The 16,414-nt window shown below is 70.3% G+C and carries 14 protein-coding genes and 1 riboswitch; of the genes, 10 read left to right on the top strand and 4 right to left on the bottom strand.

The genetic code is table 11. The features are described 5' to 3' along the window. Nucleotides 1-55 precede the first annotated feature (55 nt). The gene (locus LR393_RS12730) at nucleotides 56-874 is read left to right on the top strand and encodes a D-hexose-6-phosphate mutarotase (protein ID WP_231484066.1); all 819 of its coding nucleotides are present in this window, start codon (nucleotides 56-58) and stop codon (nucleotides 872-874) included. A 278-nt stretch (nucleotides 875-1,152) separates the two neighbouring features. Here LR393_RS12730 and LR393_RS12725 read toward each other — a convergent pair whose 3' ends face one another. Further along, on the bottom strand, nucleotides 1,153-1,647 hold the full coding sequence (locus LR393_RS12725) for an HNH endonuclease (protein ID WP_231484065.1): 495 nt from the start codon (nucleotides 1,645-1,647) through the stop codon (nucleotides 1,153-1,155). Nucleotides 1,648-2,062: 415 nt separating this feature from the next. After that, complete coding sequence (locus LR393_RS36360) at nucleotides 2,063-2,398, bottom strand: C40 family peptidase (RefSeq protein WP_231484064.1); 336 nt, start codon at nucleotides 2,396-2,398, stop codon at nucleotides 2,063-2,065. Nucleotides 2,399-2,522: 124 nt separating this feature from the next. On the opposite strand from LR393_RS36360, the gene LR393_RS36355 reads away from it, so the two are divergent. After that, entirely contained in the window at nucleotides 2,523-2,771 is a 249-nt protein-coding gene (locus tag LR393_RS36355) for a hypothetical protein (RefSeq protein ID WP_231484063.1), read from the top strand. A 72-nt stretch (nucleotides 2,772-2,843) separates the two neighbouring features. Then, nucleotides 2,844-3,022: riboswitch (cyclic di-AMP (ydaO/yuaA leader) on the bottom strand. A 542-nt stretch (nucleotides 3,023-3,564) separates the two neighbouring features. Here LR393_RS36355 and LR393_RS12710 read toward each other — a convergent pair. After that, the gene (locus LR393_RS12710) at nucleotides 3,565-4,290 is read right to left on the bottom strand and encodes a metal-dependent transcriptional regulator (RefSeq protein WP_231484062.1); all 726 of its coding nucleotides are present in this window, start codon (nucleotides 4,288-4,290) and stop codon (nucleotides 3,565-3,567) included. A 503-nt stretch (nucleotides 4,291-4,793) separates the two neighbouring features. Between LR393_RS12710 and LR393_RS12705 the strand changes: the two genes are divergently transcribed. Next, on the top strand, nucleotides 4,794-8,354 hold the full coding sequence (locus LR393_RS12705; protein ID WP_231484061.1) for a hypothetical protein: 3,561 nt from the start codon (nucleotides 4,794-4,796) through the stop codon (nucleotides 8,352-8,354). A 77-nt stretch (nucleotides 8,355-8,431) separates the two neighbouring features. Here LR393_RS12705 and pdxH read toward each other — a convergent pair whose 3' ends face one another. After that, nucleotides 8,432-9,163, bottom strand: coding sequence for a pyridoxamine 5'-phosphate oxidase (pdxH, locus tag LR393_RS12700; protein ID WP_231484060.1), 732 nt, complete (start codon nucleotides 9,161-9,163; stop codon nucleotides 8,432-8,434). 232 nt (nucleotides 9,164-9,395) lie between these two features. Between pdxH and LR393_RS12695 the strand changes: the two genes are divergently transcribed. From LR393_RS12695 to LR393_RS12665, 7 genes are all read left to right on the top strand, one after another. Then, nucleotides 9,396-10,487 carry a citrate synthase 2 gene (locus LR393_RS12695; protein WP_231484059.1) on the top strand — a complete coding sequence of 364 codons (1,092 nt, stop codon included), beginning with the start codon at nucleotides 9,396-9,398 and terminating at the stop codon, nucleotides 10,485-10,487. 30 nt (nucleotides 10,488-10,517) lie between these two features. Next, nucleotides 10,518-11,111, top strand: a complete 594-nt coding sequence (locus LR393_RS12690) for a hypothetical protein (protein ID WP_231484058.1) — start codon at nucleotides 10,518-10,520, stop codon at nucleotides 11,109-11,111. 66 nt (nucleotides 11,112-11,177) lie between these two features. Further along, nucleotides 11,178-12,302, top strand: a complete 1,125-nt coding sequence (gene serC, locus LR393_RS12685) for a phosphoserine transaminase (protein WP_231484057.1) — start codon at nucleotides 11,178-11,180, stop codon at nucleotides 12,300-12,302. A gap of 278 nt (nucleotides 12,303-12,580) precedes the next feature. Next, nucleotides 12,581-13,621 carry a sulfate ABC transporter substrate-binding protein gene (locus tag LR393_RS12680; RefSeq protein ID WP_231484056.1) on the top strand — a complete coding sequence of 347 codons (1,041 nt, stop codon included), beginning with the start codon at nucleotides 12,581-12,583 and terminating at the stop codon, nucleotides 13,619-13,621. A 6-nt stretch (nucleotides 13,622-13,627) separates the two neighbouring features. Beyond that, nucleotides 13,628-14,473, top strand: a complete 846-nt coding sequence (cysT, locus tag LR393_RS12675) for a sulfate ABC transporter permease subunit CysT (RefSeq protein WP_231484055.1) — start codon at nucleotides 13,628-13,630, stop codon at nucleotides 14,471-14,473. A 22-nt stretch (nucleotides 14,474-14,495) separates the two neighbouring features. Continuing rightward, nucleotides 14,496-15,356 (top strand): sulfate ABC transporter permease, encoded by an 861-nt coding sequence (locus LR393_RS12670; protein ID WP_231484054.1) that lies wholly within the window; start codon nucleotides 14,496-14,498, stop codon nucleotides 15,354-15,356. Then, nucleotides 15,353-16,318, top strand: coding sequence for a sulfate/molybdate ABC transporter ATP-binding protein (locus LR393_RS12665; RefSeq protein ID WP_231484053.1), 966 nt, complete (start codon nucleotides 15,353-15,355; stop codon nucleotides 16,316-16,318). Before LR393_RS12670 ends, LR393_RS12665 begins: the two co-directional genes overlap by 4 nt. The last annotated feature ends 96 nt before the right edge of the window (nucleotides 16,319-16,414 follow it).

Below are 16,414 nucleotides of genomic sequence, written 5' to 3'. Positions count from 1 at the left end.
TTTCGCGTGGCGTGCTTGCCGGATCTGTTCACCCGAGGCGGCGAGAATGCCGATCATGGCAATCGACCCCTCCACCACCCATACCCTGACCAGCCCCGACGGCGCCGAGCTGGTGGTGACCGCGCACGGCGGCCACGTGCTCGGCTGGACCCCGGCGGGCGGCCCGGCCCGATTGTGGCTGAGCCCCACCGCCGAGAGCGGGCCCGGCCTGGCCGTCCGGGGCGGCGTGCCGGTGATCTTCCCGCAGTTCGCCGGGCGCGGGCCGCTGCCGAAACACGGGATCGCCCGCAACCGGGCCTGGGTCGTGGTCGAGTCCGGCGCCGGCTTCTGGGAGGCGAGGCTGGAGGACGACGAAAACACCCGCGCAATCTGGCCTCACGCGTTCGAGCTGGTACTGCGGGCGCAGGCGTCCGGTGCGGTCCTCGATCTCACGCTCACCGCCCGGAACACCGACACACAACCCTGGAACTTCACCGCCGCGCTCCACACCTACTTCACCGTCGGTGACTCCGACACGGTGATCACCGGTCTGGGCGGACAGGCCGCGGCGGACAACGCCGGGGGCCCGCCGGTCGCGCTGGACGACGCCGTACTCGCGCTCGGCACCCGCGACGTCGCGATCGAGGGCGCGTCCGGCCCGGTGACCCTGGAAGATCCCCAGCTGGGGCCATTGGTCGTCACGGCCAACGGCTTTCCCGACCGGGTCGTCTGGAACCCGGGCCCCGGCCACGGCCTGGGCGACGTGCCCCCGGGCGCCGAGAGGGGCTTCGTCTGCATCGAGCCGGCTCTGCTGCAACCGACCGAACTGGGACCCGGATCGGTCTGGACGGGCACCGTACGGCTTGATGCGGGCGCCCTCTCCACCGACGCATAACTTCGCTATACGTATCGGTCACATGGCCACAGCCTGCCAGTACTGGTAGTTTGATTACGCGGAGTCATGACACTTTGCTAAATCAGCATCGGTATGGCAGGCTCTCCAACGCACCGGCGCCGAGAGCGCCGGTGCACCAGACTTCTGCTTCGCCCGGGCCCGTTTTCGTGTGTCCGGGCGATGCTGTCTCCGGCCCGCTCCCGTAGCGGCCGCGCGAACTCCTCGGTCTGAGCCAGAGGTTGGAGGGACCTTCTGGCTCAGACCGTGGTCTTTTGTGCTCAGGCCGCGGAGCCCAGGTATTCCTCCCACGACGGCTCGCGCACGTCCGCGCCCCGCACCACCCAGGCCGGGCCGCGCGGCGACCGCGGTCGCGCCGAGAGCGTCCACCCCATTTCCTCCGGGGTACGGCTGCCCTTGACGTTGTTGCACCGCATGCAGCAGGCCACCAGGTTCTCCCAGGTGTCCTGACCACCGCGACTGCGCGGCAGCACGTGGTCGATCGTGGCGGCGTGAGCGGCGCAGTAGGCGCACCGGTGCTCGTCGCGCCGCAGCACCCCCCGTCTGCTCACCGGGATCGCCCGGCCGTGCGGCACCTTCACATAACGGGAGAGCACGATCACGAGAGGCCGGTCGACGGTGAGGGTCTCACTGATCACTGGATGGGGGCCGTTCTCGACCACGGCCGCTTTACCGGCGAGGACGAGCACGATGGCCCGGCGGAAGGAGACGACGGCCAGTGGTTCATAGCCGGCGTTCAGTACGAGGGTGCGCATCAGCGGCCACCTCCTGGGTCCCGGACGACAAAAGGCGCCGTTCCGCAGGGAACGACGCCTTGAGTGGGCGGCACATGGCCGCCTGGTATCTCGGTGGAACTGGTACTACGTGCAGGCCCGCTCGTGCGGGCTTGCCGGTGCTGGCCCGGTAACCCGGTATGCGCCCGCGCCCTGGCCGCAAGAAAGTCGCGTATGTGTGGTATCACTACGACCTCCTCACCGGTATGCCAGCTTGTCGGACTCTGGTTGACAGAGTAAGCGGCAACCCTGTGCCAGATCACTCCCTTTACCCCAGTGATCTGCGTGACGATCCGGCAAACAAAGCCGGGAAGCCCCCACCGAGACCCGGCGGGGGCTTCCTCATGCACCTCGGGCGAACCCTCAGGCCACCCGAGCCCTCAGGCCACCCGAGCCCTCAGGCCACCCGGCCGAACGATACGGCGCTGGTCCAGATCGCACGCTTGCTGAACGACGTACCGGTGCGACCGGCGTCGTACATCATGTTGCCGCCGGCGTAGATGCCCACGTGGTAGGCACTGCCGCCGGAGGTGAAGAACACCAGGTCGCCCGGCACGGCCTGGGACCGGGAGATACGGGTGGAACCCAGCATCTGCTGGTTGGCCGTGCGCGGCAGGTCGATGCCGACCTGGCTGAAGATGTAACCGGTGGCACCGGAACAGTCCCAGGCCATGGGTGTGGTGCCGCCGTAGCGGTAGGGAACGCCCAGGTAGCGGGCGGCGACGGCTAGCACGGAGGAACCCCGTGCACTGCCGAATGAACTGGACACACTGGTACCCGTCGACGACTCTCCGCTCACGGCGGAGATAACGACCTTGTTCGGAACAGCGGTGAAATCGCTGCTTTCGAACGATACCGTGGCGGCGACCGGTGCCGTGAGCGATGCCGAAGAAGTCTGCGCACCGGAAGGTGCCGCGAGGCTCCCCGAGAAGGCGACGGCCGGCTGCACCGCGATCGGGGCAGTGGCCGGGACGGCCGCCTCGGCGCCGGTGGTCGTACGGTTCGCGGCCTGGGAAGACATCCCCATCGTGGCGACGAGCCCGCCCGACATGGCAATCACTGCGCCACCCCGACCGAGCACCGACATCTGGCCGGTCACGGTATGACCCAGAGACGAAAGCGGTGTTGCAGGACGAACAGGCGCGCGATGGCGCGCCGTGGCCCGAGTAGTCACGGTGTTTACCTCTCCGAACGCCTACGAGGTCAGCTGTCGGGTTCGGATGGGAGAAGTCATCCGGCCGGTATCCGCTCCTCAGATTCGAGGACGGTGTCCCGGCTTCACCCCAAGGACGTCTGTGGAACGACGCCCGGAATTGGGTCCCCCGCCTCTGCCATGCGGTGTTCGCGTTGCCCCGGGGTGATGGCAGAGCTCGGCGTCCACCTCGGGGGCTTCTCGGAGGGGGAGAAGCGAACGCGAAGCTACCCGAACGCGCGAAGCAATGTCACGTCTGGGTCACGGCAGCCCCAGAAATATTTACCGAACGTGATCGGATCGGCACGTTCGGCTGAACTTCAGTCCTTCGAACGCGGCTCCGGCGGCTCCGATGAGAGGACGCACAGAAGCCTCACAGGTACCTGCAACCTCCCGTTCCGCACCCTGAGCTGGGCGGAAGTCCGACACGCCGCGGCGCGTCGTGCCATTTTTGACAGGATTGAAGCGATCTTGATAGGGCCGTTACTCCGCGACTCTGCGTAGAGAAATCCAGGTGCAGCGAGGGGGCTTCGGTTCTCTGTGCAGGGATGGAGGACGAGGGTCACCAGCGGGGCTGCACGGCACCTGGAGCGAGACGTCCGGACAGACCGAGAGCCCCGCCTCGGCTTCGGCCGGGACGGGGCTCTCGTGACTTCTGACGACGCGGTACGTGTGAGCTGGCGCCGGTCTTTCCCTCGGGTGGGCCTTCAGACGGCCTCGACGAAGACGTGCCGGGCCACGTCGGCCAGCAGCGCGACACCGCTGTCGGCCTCGGCCGAGCGCATCTCCGGCAGCTTGACCACGCTGATCAGGTAGCCGGTGGGCGTGCGCTGCGCCTGCACGCGGGAACCGGGCACCATGCCGGCGCCCTGGAGCTGCTTCATCAGCTGGGTGTCGATCTGGAGCCGCTCGCCGAGACGGCGGATCATCAGCTCATTGCTGTTGTCGGCCGAGGCCACGGCGTCGGGAAGGCTGAGCACGCCCTCGCGGAAGGCGTTCGGCAGTGCCTCCGGCCCGCCGAGCTCCTCCAGCCCCGGGATCGGGTTGCCGTACGGGCTCTCCATCGGCCCGGCCAGCATCTTGAGCAGTTTCTGCTCGACGTGGTCGCTCATCACGTGCTCCCAGCGGCAGGCCTCGTCGTGGACGAGCTCCCACTCCAGGCCGATCACGTCGAGCAGCAGTCGTTCGGCGAGGCGGTGCTTGCGCATGACCCGCGTGGCCTTGGCCCGGCCGATCTCGGTCAGTTCGAGATGACGGTCGCCGGAGACATGAAGAAGACCGTCACGTTCCATCCGCGCGACGGTCTGGGACACGGTCGGCCCCGAGTGACCCAGACGCTCTGCGATCCGGGCCCGCAGCGGGACGACGCCCTCTTCCTCGAGCTCGAAGATCGTTCTCAGATACATCTCGGTGGTGTCAATGAGGTCGCTCACGTGCCCATTGTCGACCCTCCGGCAACCGGGCACCATCCACCAGCAGCCTGAGGGGCCCCACCTGACGCTTAGTGCGAAGAACGGAACAGCACGGGAACGAGGGCCGCGCACTGCACCCCCGAGAACAGGGTGGGCACAGGCAACAGCCCGCAGGCTCGCCGGGACCTCTGCGAACAGAGATCGGGAATCCGGCGGTGGCGCGCTGGACGATGCGCGCCCCCTGCGGGCTGCGGTGACTGCCTGGAATTCGCCGGCCGCGGTCGGGCCGTGAATCACTCTCGAGAAACGAGAGCAGTCCGTCCGGAACGACGGCGGCTAGCTGACGGCCACCTCACGCGTCCGATATGAACTCACTGTCGAACCACCTCCTCTCTCGTGTGCCACGAAGGTACGTACGCCCGGCCGCGACCGGCAACGGGTTTTTCCGCGGTTTCTCGGTGGGCGTACGGAGTAGTAGTCCTTCTGGCGGACACCGGGCGCCGGAAGAAGGCATGATCGTGCGAGTGAGCACGGCGTCCGAAGAGATCCGCGCGGCTCTGGCCGGCGCCCTCGAGCTTCCGGTAGGACCGGACCGCATCGAGGCGCTGGACGGGCTGCTGCCATCGGTGTCCCGGGCCGGCAGTGCCCAGGAGGTCGGGCGGCTGGGCACGGAGATCCGTAGCGCTCTCCTGACCGCCTGCCTCGACGCGGGCCGGCACGAGCGGGTGCCGGAACTGTTCGGCTGGCTGATGGCCCGCTACGACGAGGCCCCGGACTGGCTCGGCGAGCAACTGGGCCCTCTGCTGCTGGCCAACCTGGCCGCGACCGGGGCCGGGCTGCTGCCCCACCCGGACGTGTCGCGCTCCCTGATCAACCACATCATCACCGGTACCGAGCAGCGCTACGCCCAGGCCGGTGAACCGGCGGGCCCGGTGCTGCGGTCGCGGTTCCTGTTCACCCGTCACGTGCACGGCATCATCGCCGCGAGCGGTGAGCTCGAGGCCTGGCTGGCCGCCGGCCCCTCACCGGTGGGCACCGTCTGCGCCGACTGCGAGCGCGCCGAGCAGGTGCGCCACCTGGTCGAGCTGGGCGCCTACCAGCGGGCGATCGATCACGCCGGGCCGGTGCTGCGGGCCCCGGCGTCGGAGTGCGAGTCGCAGCCGGCCGGGATGATCGGGGCGGTGATCCCCGCGTTCCTGCGCAACGGGCAGGTGGGCGCGGCGGCCTCGGAGCACGTGCGGGCGGTCCGGCTGATCCGTACCCGGCTGGCCGGGGCGGCCGCGGCGGCGGGTATCTCCGGTGACTCGCAGGCCGGTGACGCGCTGGCGGCGATCGCGATCCGGGGCACCGGGGCGGCCGATCAGTTGCTGGCCTGTGCCCGGTCCGGGCGCCTGCGGCACGGCCTCGACCTGCTGCGTGAATGGCTGCCGGCGCTGACCGGCGTGCCCGAACCGCTGGAGCAGTTGCAGAACGCGGCGGCGATCGCCCGGCTGGTCTGGAGCCTGACCGAGGCCGGGCGAGGTGGCGAGGTGGTGCTGCCGGCCGCGCGGGCGGGCATGCTGCCGGTCGCCTACCGCACCGGCACCGACCTGACCGGGTCTCTCCTCGGCGAGCGGGCCCTGGCCGAGAGTAGGCGTCTGGCATCGCTTTTCGACGTGCGCAACGAGACCGGGGAGGTCGGCGCACGCCTGCGCGAGACCCTCGGTTCCGGATCGCTGCCCGACATGCCACTGGAAGCCTTCGAGCGGGCGGGTCTGGAGCAGTGGACCCCGGAGCAAGTCAGCCGGGGGCGCCGGGCCGAGGGCAACGCCGCCGACAGCACCGATCTGACCGTGCTGGCCAAGGAGTTCGACGACGCCCTGCGGGCGGACGCGACCGACGCGATGCGGGCCGTGACGGGGGCCTGGCGGCTGATCCGGTCGTCGGTCAGCACCGAGGGGGATCCGTACGCCGAGCAGGCCGCGGCCCGGCTCGACGGCTGGCTGGCGCTGGACGAGATCGCCTCTCACCCGGTGGATCCCGACATGGGGCCGCCGCTGGAGGCACGGGTGCTGCTGGAGGTCTCGCAGGCCGCCACCGACCGGCTGTACGCGTCCGGCCTGGTGCTCGAATCGCTGCTGCACGACCAGGCCGGTGTGCTCGTCGCGGCCCAGAACCGTTTGATGGAGCCGGATACCGCGATGAACCGGATCGAGGAGCTGACGGCCGAGGTGGCCGGCACGGGCACCCCGCCCGATCTCGGCGAGGCCCTGTCCCGGCTCGTGCTGGCGCGGGAGATCGCCGCGACCGCCGGTGTCGTGGTGCCGGCCCAGATCTCCCAGCTGGTGCCGGTGCACGGTGCGGTGCCGGAAGAGGTCACGGGGCTGATCCCGGTCGATCCCCCGGCCGATTCCCCGGCTGAGGACGAACTCGTGGAGGAGGACGAGGAGGACGAGGTGAAGCCGATCCACGACCCGGTTCTCACCGAGGCGTTCGGGCCGTCGTCCATGCCGACGTCCCTGATCGGGCCGTTCATCACCACGCCGATCCGGGTGACACCGTCCGACTCCCCCGGGCACCGGCCCTGGCACGGCGACGACGACCCGAAGCAGTCGCGGCGCCGGCTCGACCCGATGGAACAGCTGCGCGCGGAGATGTCACCGGAAGACGTACGCGAGGTGGCGCAGACGCTCGACCTGGTGAACTTCGACCCGCTCGAGACCTCCATCGCCCAGCTGCGATCGGTGCCGCCGGAACGACTCGAGCACCGGCACCTGCGGGCCCTGACCCGGATGCTGCGGCTGCGGGCCCGCGACGAACCGCTCTCGGCGGCGGTGAGCACCCTGATGCAGGCCGTGGCCACGCTGCCTGAGGGGGTGCGCCCGCTGGAGCGCGCCCAGGCCGGTGCCGACCTGGCCTCGGCGCTCGGCGAGACCGACCCGGCGGCCGCCCTCGCGGTCTGGGACCACGCCGTGGAAGACGCCGAAAGATCGGGCGAAGGGCCGATTCTCGGCACCCTGCTGGCCGCCTCGGCAATGCTGAGGCACCGCACGGGCGATGCCTCGATCGCCGCGGCCGACCTGGCCCGGGCGGTGCCGCTGCTCGACCGCTTCGCCCCCGCCGCCCTGGCCGGGCAGTGCCGCGTGGACCTGTCCCGGGTCCTGCTCGAGCTGGAACGGCCGTTCGCCGCGGCGGCCGCCGCCGAGGCCGCGTTCGCCGATGTGGTCGACGTCCTGCGGGCCGCGGGCATGGAGACGCCGGCCCTGACCGCCGCGCCCGGCGAGCGCCTGGCGCCCGACGATGTGCAGGTGCCCGAGGGCGCCGTCCCGGCCGAGATCGCCTCCCAGATGCACCTGGCCGGGGCCGCGGCCTTCGCTGCGGCAGAAGCGAACTCGACCGCAGGAACGCCTGGCCCGGCCCGGCGTCTGGCGATCCGCAGCGCCCAGTGGCACGCCCGTAACGGCAACCCGATCGGCCAGGCCGAGGCCTGGCAGCTGGCCGCCCGGGTGGCCGGACGCCCCGGCCGGGTGGCAGCCGACCTGGAGCGCGCCGCCGAGCTGGCCGAGGCCGGCGCCGACTGGGCCCGCGCCGCGACCTGCCGCCGGGAACGGGTCACGGCGGTGCGGGCCGCCTCGGGTGACGACGCCGCGCTGAATGCGCTGGACGAGGCCGACGAGACCCTGAACGACTGGTCGCACGCCCTGACCGGGCGCCGGGTGCAGCCCTCGGAGCGGGAGCTGGCCGAGCAGCAGATGCGCTGGCACCGGGTCGCCATTGCCGAGCAGCGGGCACGACTCCTGGCTCTGGGCGGGTGGTTCGGCGAGGCCATGGAGGTGGCCGACGGGCTGGTCGACGAGTACCGGGCGCTCGACGACGCCTGGTCGGCCCGCGACCTCCAGGGTCTGCGCGGGCAGTTGCGCGCCGAGCTCGGTGACCTCGAGGGCGCCGTGACCGACCTGCGCGAGGCGGCGGAAGCGGCCTCGGTGGCGCACGAGACGGAACAGACCCACGGCCTCGGCGCCCGGCTGGCCGCCGTCCTGGGCAGTGCCGGTCGCGAGAACGAGGCCGAAGCCGCCTGGGACCGCTACTGCGAAAACGGTTCCTGACCACCCAGGCAGCCCGTCCGCGTCCTCAGTGCGCGCCCCTCTTTCTGTTCGTGATCACGGCGGAGTAGGTGCGGGTCTCAGGGCTCGCGGCGGATGACCTGCCAGGCATCCGGGTCGTCCAGCGGCGGCAGGCCGGCGTCGGGGCTGATCCGGATCGCCTTCGGGTCGGCGCCGGCGGGCAGGAACACCAGCCGGTCGTGCAGGCGGGAGGGCTGGCCCTGCCAGAACTCGATCTCCACCGGGCGCACCAGGAAACCGCCCCAGTACGGCGGGACCGGAACGTCTTCCGCACTGCCGGTGTCGGGCCAGCGCTCGCTGTATTCCCGCCAGCGCTCGGCGATCACGGTGCGGGAGGCGACCGGCTGCGACTGGTGGCTGGCCCAGGCGCCGATCCGCGAACCCCACGGCCGCGAGCGGAAGTACTCGGTGGTGGCCCGCTCGTCGACCCGCTCGACCACCCCGCGCACACTGACCTGGCGGTGCAGGGGCATCCAGACCAGGTCGAGCGCGGCGACCGGGCGGGCGGTCAGGTCGGTGGCCTTGCGGGAGTCGTAGTTGGTGAAGAACACGAACCCCAGGCGCTCGGCGTGCTTCAGCAGCACCGTGCGTACCGACGGAGCACTGTCCGCGTCGACCGTGGCCACGGCCATCGCGTTCGGCTCGGTGACACCGGGGTGGGCCAGCGCCTCGTCGTACCAGGCCCGGAACTGGGCCAGCGGACTGGCGGCCAGGTCGCTCTCGGCCAGTCCCGGCACCTGGTAGGACAGCCGCTGGTCGCTGAACGCCGGATCCACGTGCTCGATGCTCATGGCCGACAGTCTGAGGGGTCATGGACGTGGACGCCGCCGGAACGAACGCTCGGCGACCGAGCACACACAGAAAGCCATCGCCGCCCGCCGAATATGGCCTTCCTCATGTCCCAGGCCCTGCCTTTGTGCCCTTGACTGCGCTGAACTGTCCGGACAGGCCCGTCGTGATCCGGCGGGCCACTGCCGCCGACTGTCCCCACCAGGACACGACAACAGAACAAAGGAGTTCGAGATGGGCGAATTCGTACCGGGTCTCGAGGGTGTCGTGGCTTTCGAGACCGCGATTGCCGAACCCGACCGGGACGGCGGCGCCCTGCGGTACCGCGGCGTCGACCTGGTCGATCTCGCCGGGCGGGTGGACTTCGGCCAGGTCTGGGGCCTGCTCGTGGACAACTCCTTCACCCCCGGCCTGCCCCCGGCCGAGCCCTTCCCCCTGCCGGTGCACACCGGCGACGTGCGGGTCGACGTGCAGAGCGCCCTGGCCCAGCTGGCGCCGCTGTGGGGTTTCAAGCCGCTGCTCGACATCGACCCGGCCCAGGCCCGGGACGACCTGGCGCGGGCTTCGGTGATGGCGCTGTCGTTCGTGGGGCAGTCGGCCCGGGGCCAGAACACGGCCATGGTCCCGCAGAAAATGGTGGACGAGGGACGCACCATCACCGAGCGGTTCATGATCCGCTGGCGTGGGGAACCCGACCCGCGACACGTCGAGGCCGTGGACGCCTACTGGGTCTCGGCCGCCGAGCACGGCCTGAACGCCTCCACCTTCACCGCCCGGGTCATCGCCTCGACCGGCGCGGACGTGGCGGCGGCGCTGTCCGGTGCGGTCGGCGCGATGTCGGGCCCGCTGCACGGCGGGGCGCCCTCGCGGGTGCTGCACATGCTCGAGGGGGTGGAACGCACCGGCGACGCCCTGGCCTACGTCAAGCAGGTGCTCGACCGCGGCGAGCGGCTGATGGGCTTCGGACACCGGGTGTACCGCGCCGAGGACCCGCGCGCCCAGGTGCTGCGCTCCACCGCCGAACGCCTCGGCGCTCCCCGCTTCGAAACCGCGCGGGCGCTGGAAAAGGCCGCCCTGAGCGAACTCCAGGCCCGCCGGCCGGACCGCGTGCTGGCCACCAACGTGGAGTTCTGGGCCGCCGTGATCCTCGATTTCGCCGAGGTTCCGGCCCGGATGTTCACGCCGATGTTCACCTGCGCCCGCACCGCCGGATGGTCGGCGCACATCGTCGAGCAGAAGGCCACCGGCCGGCTGGTGCGCCCCTCGGCCCGGTACGTGGGTGAGGGCCCGCGGGGCATCGAGAAGGTGCACGGGTTCACCGCCTGACCGTGCGAACCCGCTGGTAACGTCCGGATCGTGCCCACCTCGTCCGCCAAGGTTCTTCCCCGCCCGGTCGCTCTCTCGGTCGCCGGTGGCCTGCTGCTGATGACCGTGTTCACGCTCGTCTGGGCGGGGGACACGTTCATCGGCTGGCCGGCGGTCGCAGCCGCGCCGTTCTTCGCCGCGGCCGTGATCGCCGGCGGTGTCTTCACCCGGCGGGCCGGGCAGCTGTTCCGCGCCCGGTGGAGCTTCCCGGCGGTGGACACCGAGGACGACGCCGCCGAGGGCCGGCGTCTGGGCGGCGCCTACGGGATCGTGTTCGGCCTCGAGGGCGCCGGGATCGGCATCGTGGCCGGGGTCCTCAGCGGGAGCGACTACCTGCTGCCGGCGATCGCCCTCGTCGTCGCGCTGCACTGGTACCCGATGGCCTGGGTCTTCCGGCGCGGCTTCGACCTCTGGCCGGCGTCGTGGACCCTGCTCGTCGCCGTCGCCGGAATCGTCCTGCTGGCCACCGGCGCCGACCGCGACCTGGTCTGGTCCTGGGTCGGGGCCGGCACGGCGCTGGCCACCCTCGGCTACGGCACGTACATGACCTTCTACGGCGCCGATCTGCTCGCCTCCGTAACCTGATCGCCCGGCCCGGCCCCGACCTGCGACACTGGCGCGTCCCACCGCTCGTCAGGAAGGTTCGCCTCGGTGAGTACGCCGTCCATCACCATCCCGGCCGGGCTGTTGCCCGCCGACGGCCGCTTCGGCTCCGGCCCCAGCAAGATCCGCCCCGAGCAGGTGGAGTACCTGGCCTCGATCGAGCGCAGCGTGCTGGGCACCTCGCACCGCCAGGCCCCGGTCAAGGACCTGGTCGGCCGGGTGCGCACCGGGCTCGCCGAGCTGTTCGACCTGCCCACCGGCTACGAGGTGGTGCTCGGTAACGGCGGCTCCAACGCCTTCTGGGACATCGCGGCCTTCAACCTGGTGCGGCACCGCGCTCAGCACCTCACCTTCGGCGAGTTCTCGGCCAAGTTCGCCGCGGTCACGCGGAAGGCGCCCTTCCTCGGCTCCGGCACCGTGATCGAGGCACCGGCCGGAGGCGTGGCCGTGGCCCGCGCCGAGGAGGGCATCGACGCCTACGCCTGGCCGCAGAACGAGACCTCGACCGGGGTGATGTCGCCGGTGCTGCGGGTCGCGGGCGCCCAGGACGACGCGCTGATGCTGGTGGACGCCACCTCCGCGGCGGGCGGCCTGCCGGTCGACGTGAGCCAGACCGACGCCTACTACTTCGCCCCGCAGAAGAGCTTCGCCTCCGACGGTGGGCTCTGGCTGGCGTTCCTCTCCCCCGCCGCGCTGGAGCGCAGCGAGCAGATCACCGGGTCCGGCCGCTACATCCCCGACTTCCTCGATCTCCAGGCCGCGATCGACAACTCGCGCAAGAACCAGACCGTCAACACCCCGGCGGTGGCGACGCTGGCGATGATGGCCTCGCAGATCGACTGGATGCTGGGCCACGGCGGGATGGACTGGGTCGCCGCCCGCACCGCCGACTCCAGCGACCGGATCTACTCCTGGGCCGAGAAGACCTCCTACGCAACCCCGTTCGTCACCGACCCGGCCGCCCGCAGCCAGGTGGTGTGCACGGTCGACTTCGACGGCGTCGACGCCGCCCAGGTGGCCGCGACCCTGCGGGCGAACGGCGTGGTCGACGTCGAGCCCTACCGCAAGCTCGGCCGCAACCAGCTGCGCATCGCGGTGTACCCGGCCGTGGAGCCGGACGACGTGAGCGCCCTCCTGACGAGCATCGAGTACGTGGTGGAGCGCCTGAGCTAGGCAGTTCCCGTGAAGAACGCCCCCTGACCGACGAGGTCCGGGGGCGTTTTTCTTATCCGCCACCGGGCTGACCATCGTGGATGCCGGTTTGTAACGGCACGTTGACAGAGTTCACGAACAAATCACACGGGTCCTGCCTGCAAACCCGGCTTTTCCTCTATTCTCTAGTGGAGCGATAGAGTTAATGTATGGTTACCGCTCGCCGGATCGCCCGAACGGACCGGCGTGCGACGCAAGCTTGAGAACTGGTCCCGTCACAGACTTGGAGTCTTCCCGAGATGAACGTTCTGCGTGGACGCGGCCGCACCACCGCCGTGCTCGCCCTGCTGGCAGCCTCCAGCCTCGGGCTGAGCGCCTGTGGCTCGAACGCGAGCACCGGTTCGTCCGCCGGCGGCAGCGGTGGGGGTTCCGCCAAGGAGATCGACATCGTCGGCTTCTCCGTGATCAAGTCCGCCTACGACGACCTCGGTGAGGCGTTCGCGAAGACGCCCGACGGTGACGGCGTCACGTTCAAGAGCTCCTACGGCGCCAGCGGGGCCCAGGCCCGCGCCGTGGTCGCCGGTCAGGCCGCCGACCTGGTCGCCTTCTCGCTGGAGCCCGACCTGAAGAAGGTCGTGGACGCCGGCAAGGTGGACAAGGACTGGAAGAGCGTGGGTGACACCGAGGGCATCAACTCCAGCTCCGTCGTGGTCATCGCCGTGCGCAAGGGCAACCCGAAGAACATCAAGGGCTGGGACGACATCGCCAAGCCCGGCATCGGCATCGTCACCGCCGACCCGGGCACCTCCGGCGCCGCGAAGTGGAACCTGCTCGGCGCCTACGCCCAGGCCCTCGGCACCGACAACGACACGGCGGCCGCGCAGACCTATCTGAAGAGCTTCATCGGCAACGTGGTGAGCTGGAACGACAGCGGCCGCAACGCCACCGACGCCTTCCTCAAGGGCACCGGCGACGTGCTGATCTCCTACGAGAACGAGGCCATCGCGGCCCGCGCCGCCGGCGAGGAGCTCGAGTACATCGTTCCCGACAGCACCCTGCTGATCGAGAACCCGGGCGCCGTCACCAGTGACGCCCCCGAGGTGACCGGCAAGTTCCTCGACTACATCCGCAGCACCGAGGGTCAGACGATCCTGGCGAAGGACGGTTTCCGCCCGGTCGTCGACGGGGTCACGGCCACCGGCGTCGAGGGCGCCAACGACCCGGCCAACCCGTTCCCGACCGTCAAGAACCTCACCACCATCGCCGACCTCGGCGGCTGGGACGAGGTCGACGACAAGTTCTTCGGCGACAACGGCATCGTCACCAAGCTCCGGAAGTAACCGACGATGGCCACCGCACCGGAAATCCCGGCGCCGCCGCGGCGGCGCCCCCGGCCGGTCTCCTCGGGGCGGCTCAGCGCCGCCTCGGGGCTCGGCCTCGGCGTCGGCATGCTCTGGCTCTCCCTGATCGTGCTGTTGCCCATCGCGAGCATCGTGGTGGTGGCCCTGCAGAGCGGCTTCGGCCCGTTCCGGGAGGCCGTCACCGACTCCGAGGCCCTGGACACGATCAAGCTGAGCGTCGGCGCCGCGGTGCTGGTGACCGTCATCAACGCAGTGCTCGGCACCCTCGTGGCCTGGGTACTCGTACGGGACTCGTTCCCGGGCAAGCGGATCGTCGAGGTCATCATCGACATCCCCTTCGCCCTGCCGACGATCGTGGCCGGCCTGGTGCTGATCTCGCTGTACGGGCCGCAGAGCCCGTTCGGCATCGACCTGGTCGGCACCCGGCGCGGCATCTTCGTGGCGCTGCTCTTCGTCACGCTCCCGTTCGTGGTGCGCTCGGTGCAGCCGGTGCTGATCGACATGGAGCGTGACGTCGAGGAGGCCGCGGCCTCACTCGGCGCCTCGGGTTTCACCATCTTCCGGCGCATCGTGCTGCCCACGATCGCCCCGGCGATGCTGGCCGGCTCCGCACTTGCCTTCGCCCGCGCGCTGGGCGAGTTCGGGTCGGTCATCCTGATCTCGGCGAACCTCATCGGCAAGACCGAGGTTTCGTCGGCCTACATGCTGAAGCTGATCGAGCAGAACGACACCACCGGCGCCGCCGCCGTGGCCACCCTGCTGCTGGTGGTCGCCGTGATCGTGCTCGTCCTGCTCGACTCGTTGCAGAGACTGGCGGCTCGTCGTGACTGAAACTGCCACTCCAGAAACCACATTGAAGACGACCCGAGCACCTCGCGCGGTGGCGCCCGGTCGGCGCCGGTCGGGTAGCCCCCTCGTTCGCTGGGTACTGCGCATCATCGCCGTCGGCTACGTGCTCGGGCTGGTCGCGCTCCCCGTCGGCACGGTCGTGCAGCACACGTTCGAGAACGGCCTGGAGCCGGTGCTTGAGTCGCTGCGCAATCCCGACTTCCAGGCCGCCGCCCGGCTCGGTGTGTTCGTCGCGGTGATCAGCGTGCTGATCAACACGGTTTTCGGCATCGGCATCTCGATCCTCATCGTGCGGTACCGCTTTCCGGGCCGCCGCCTGCTGAACGCGATCATCGACCTGCCGGTCTCGATCTCCCCGATCGTCGTCGGTATCGCGCTGATCTTCGTCTACGGCACGAACGGCTGGTTCGGCCCGGCGCTGAACAGCATGGGCATCCAGATCATCTTCGCCACCCCGGCCCTGGTACTGGCCACGGTGATCGTGGCCCTGCCGCTGGTGGTGCGCGAGGTGATCCCGGTGCTCGAAGAGGCCGGCACCGAACAGGACCAGGCCGCTCAGTCGTTGGGGGCCAACGGTTTTCAGCGCTTCGTCCGCATCACCCTGCCGACCATCCGCTGGGCGCTGGCCTACGGCGTGGTGCTCAGCCTGGCCCGCTCGCTCGGTGAGTTCGGGGCTGTGCGAGTGGTCAGCGGCAGCGTGGCGGGCGTCTCCCAGACCCCGACCCTCTTCGTCAACGACGCCTACCAGGAGTTCGGGGCGCAGGCCGAGCAGGACGCCTTCACCGCGGCCTTCCTGCTGATGTGCGTGGCAGTCCTCTTCATCGTCGTCATCGCCCTGCTGCGGCCGAAGGAGCAGAACCAGTGAGCATCTCGGTTTCCGGCATCAACAAGCGTTTCGGCGACTTCGTCGCCCTCGACAATGTCAGCCTGGAAGTCCCGACCGGCCGGCTGACCGCACTGCTCGGCCCCTCCGGCGGCGGTAAGTCCACCCTGCTGCGCATCATCGCCGGTCTGGAGTTCCCCGACACCGGCAGTGTCGAGATCGAGGGTGTGCAGGCGACCTGGCTGCCCCCGCAGAAGCGCAGCGTGGGCTTCGTGTTCCAGCACTACGCCGCGTTCAAGCACATGACCGTGTTCAAGAACGTGGCCTTCGGGCTGGAGATCCGGCGCAAGCCCAGGGCCGAGATCCGTCAGCGGGTGATGGAACTGCTCGAGCTGGTGCACCTGGAGCAGTTCGCCGACCGCCTGCCCTCGCAGCTGTCCGGCGGCCAGCGCCAGCGCATGGCCCTGGCCCGCGCCCTGGCCGTGCAGCCGGAGGTGCTGCTGCTCGACGAGCCGTTCGGCGCCCTCGACGCCCAGGTGCGCAAGGAGCTGCGCGACTGGCTGCGCAACCTGCACGACGAGATGAATGTGACCACCATCTTCGTCACGCACGACCAGGAAGAGGCCCTTGAGGTCTCGGACGAGATCGTGGTGATCAACGGCGGCCGGATCGAGCAGGTCGGCGCCCCCGCCGACCTCTACGACCGGCCGGCCAACGACTTCGTGATGAAGTTCCTCGGCCCGGTCACCACCCTCGACGGTCAGCTGGTGCGCCCGCACGACATCGAGCTCCTGGCCGCCCCCGGCCAGGAGGCGATCGAGGCCACGGTGACCCGGCTGACCCGGGTCGGCTTCGAGGTGCGGGCCGAACTGCGCACCAGCAAGGGCGGCAGCGAGCCCTGGGTGCAGCTCACCCGGATCCAGGCGCAGGAACTCGACCTCGAACCCGGCCGCTCGGTCTGGCTGCGCACCACGCACGCCCCGAAGACCCTGGCAGTGTCCTAAAAAGACATAAAACCCGTTCCACCCGGCACTCCGCACGCCCTATCGGGCGTGTCGGCGCAGGCCGGGCAGCGCGCAGTCCCAGCTATTGGGACAATG

The sequence above is a fragment of the Kineosporia mesophila genome, assembly GCF_021129235.1.
Classification (GTDB): Bacteria; Actinomycetota; Actinomycetes; order Actinomycetales; family Kineosporiaceae; genus Kineosporia; species Kineosporia mesophila.
The sequence above is the reverse complement of the archived record's forward strand: the minus strand, read 5'-3'. Positions and strand labels throughout refer to the sequence as shown.